The organism is Marisediminitalea sp., from assembly GCF_984433645.1.
Genome location: NZ_CFIDRX010000294.1, coordinates 1 through 2,387 on the forward strand (window position 1 = coordinate 1; position 2,387 = coordinate 2,387).

A 2,387-nucleotide genomic window follows, 5' to 3' on the forward strand; every position below is an offset into this window, starting at 1 on the left:
GCCAATGTAGTAACCATTGGCAACGGCATTGATCCAACTGAGTTTCACCCTGCCGACACGCCGGCAGCCGTCGACGTCCCCAGGCTACTATTCGCTGGCGTAATGGACTATGCGCCCAATGTCGATGCCATGATGTGGTTCTATCGGCATGTATGGCCAGCGGTAGTCTCCGCATGGCCTCAGGCTACCTTAACCATTGCGGGTATGAACCCAGCACCGGAAATTCGTCAGCTTGCCGAGCAGTCCGGTATAACGGTAACCGGATTTGTTGATGATATTTTGCCGTATTTCCATGAGAGTAACCTGTTTGTTGCGCCTTTCCGCATCGCTCGCGGTATTCAGAATAAGATTTTACAAGCCTTTGCCTGTGGGTTACCGGTCGTCGCGACATCAATGGGGGCTGAAGGCATTGTTTACCAAGACGGTGAAAGCATACATATCGGCGATACACCCGAGGCGATGCTAAACGCCATTGAAACATTAATGTCGTCACCGGCACATTATCAGGCAGTCAGGCAATCCGCATTGGACACCATTGCCGCGCATTACTCCTGGCAGGGCAAGTTACAGTCACTGTTATCGCTACTGCCTGACAACCAAAAAGAAAAAGAGGTGCAGGCCGAATGAAGTCGTTAATTAAGTCGGTCATACGGCTGGTCTTTCTATTACTGGCCTTCCCTTTTTGGGTTGGTTTTACGCTGCAATCAATACTCATGGACAAAGATCAGGCCACCACTAGTTGGTCGCAAATGGTAAGCCTGTTTCCCGGCTTGATAGGCGTGTATTTACGCGCCGCTTTCTATCGCCTGGTACTTAATAACACCAGCCAGAATACCGTCATCGGATTTGGTACGTTGTTCTCTCAGCACGACACACATATCAGTGACGGCGTTTATATTGGCCCGCAATGCAATATTGGCAAATGCCGTATCCAGGCAAATTGTTTACTCGGCAGTGGTGTGCATATTATGAGTGGCAAAGGGCAACACAATTTCTCTGATCCTGACACACCACTCCGGGAACAGGGCGGTACATTTACTCAGGTAGAGATTGGTGAAGACTCCTGGTTGGGCAACGGCGCTTTAGTCATGGCAAATGTCGGAAAAAAATGTGTTGTCGCTGCTGGTAGCGTGGTTATTTCTGATGTCCCGGATTACGCTATTGTAGGGGGCAACCCAGCTAAAGTTCTGGGAAGCCGCAAGCCAAAAGACACATGATAATGTTAAAGCGATGGTTCCTAGTTGTCGCCGGTATGCTGATGTTAAACAGCATGCATACTGTTGCGTCAGAAGCTAAGCGCCATATTACGGTTGAAAGTAGTGAACAACTCTATGCGGCTATTCACGAAGCCAATCGAGTAGGCGGCAACACCACCATACAGCTGCGTCGCGGTCTATACGCGATTCACCGCCCGATTGTGGTCACCGCACCGGGGATCACTTTGCAATCGGAATCGCTTAATGCGAAGGACGTAGTCTTGCGCGGTCCGGGAATGAAACAAACAGGCCAGGTGTTCAGCCTGCTACGCGTGAATGCACCTCATTTTAGTTTTATTGGTTTAACTGCAGAACAAGCGCCGAATCACATTATTCAGGTAGCGGGTGAAAACAATGCAGATTATTTCCACTTGTCGCGTTCTGTGCTACGCGACAGCTATGAGCAATTATTAAAGGTCAGCCATCGGCCTGGACAGCCGGAGGCTGCTGACTTCGGAGTCGTTGAGCATAGCACCTTCGTTTATTCAGCAGGTATTGGCCCACAATATTATATTGGCGGCATTGACCTGCACTTGGGACAACACTGGCACATCCGACACAATCAGTTTTACGGGATTGCCAGCCCCGCCAAGCGCGTAGCTGAACACGCTATCCATCTTTGGTATAGCAGCGGACATATTACTGTGGAAGACAACATCATTGTAAACAGTGATAGAGGCATTGGCTTTGGCATGGCCAATAAGGGGAACCAAGGTGGGGTGATTAAAGATAACTGGATAATACACGCTGACAATAGCCACCCTTATGCCGATGCGGGCATCACGCTGGAAAGTTCACCCGACACAATTGTGAGCGGTAACTGGGTTCTGCAATATCACAGCTATCCCAACAGTATTGAATACCGATTTCCAGCAACTCAGCGTGTAGAAATCACTAACAATACCACGAACAAACGTATACGGCGCCGTAACGGTGGTGGCGCCACCGTCATAAACAACCACAATGCTGATAAGTTAACGCCCTTACAAGTGTCGACGCTTATTGAACGCTTTCCGCCTGAATACCGGCCAGCCGTTAGAGCGGCAATAACGCAATAGCTTTGCTTATTGCCCTAATCTCACGTCTTCACTTAACGACGCGTACTGTTTTTCAATAAACGCACTTAGCTGG

At 49.3% G+C, this 2,387-nt stretch carries 3 protein-coding genes; all 3 read left to right on the plus strand.

What is annotated here, in order from left to right:
* Positions 1-627 (plus strand): glycosyltransferase family 4 protein (locus AC4MRN_RS20500; RefSeq protein WP_491204372.1); only part of this gene is annotated, 627 nt, incomplete at its 5' end.
* Complete coding sequence (locus AC4MRN_RS20505) at positions 624-1,217, plus strand: acyltransferase (protein WP_370241292.1); 594 nt, start codon at positions 624-626, stop codon at positions 1,215-1,217. The genes AC4MRN_RS20500 and AC4MRN_RS20505, both read left to right, overlap by 4 nt.
* Positions 1,218-1,219: 2 nt before the next feature.
* A complete protein-coding gene (locus AC4MRN_RS20510; RefSeq protein ID WP_491204373.1) occupies positions 1,220-2,314 on the plus strand; it encodes a NosD domain-containing protein in 1,095 nt (364 codons plus the stop codon).
* Positions 2,315-2,387 lie beyond the last annotated feature (73 nt).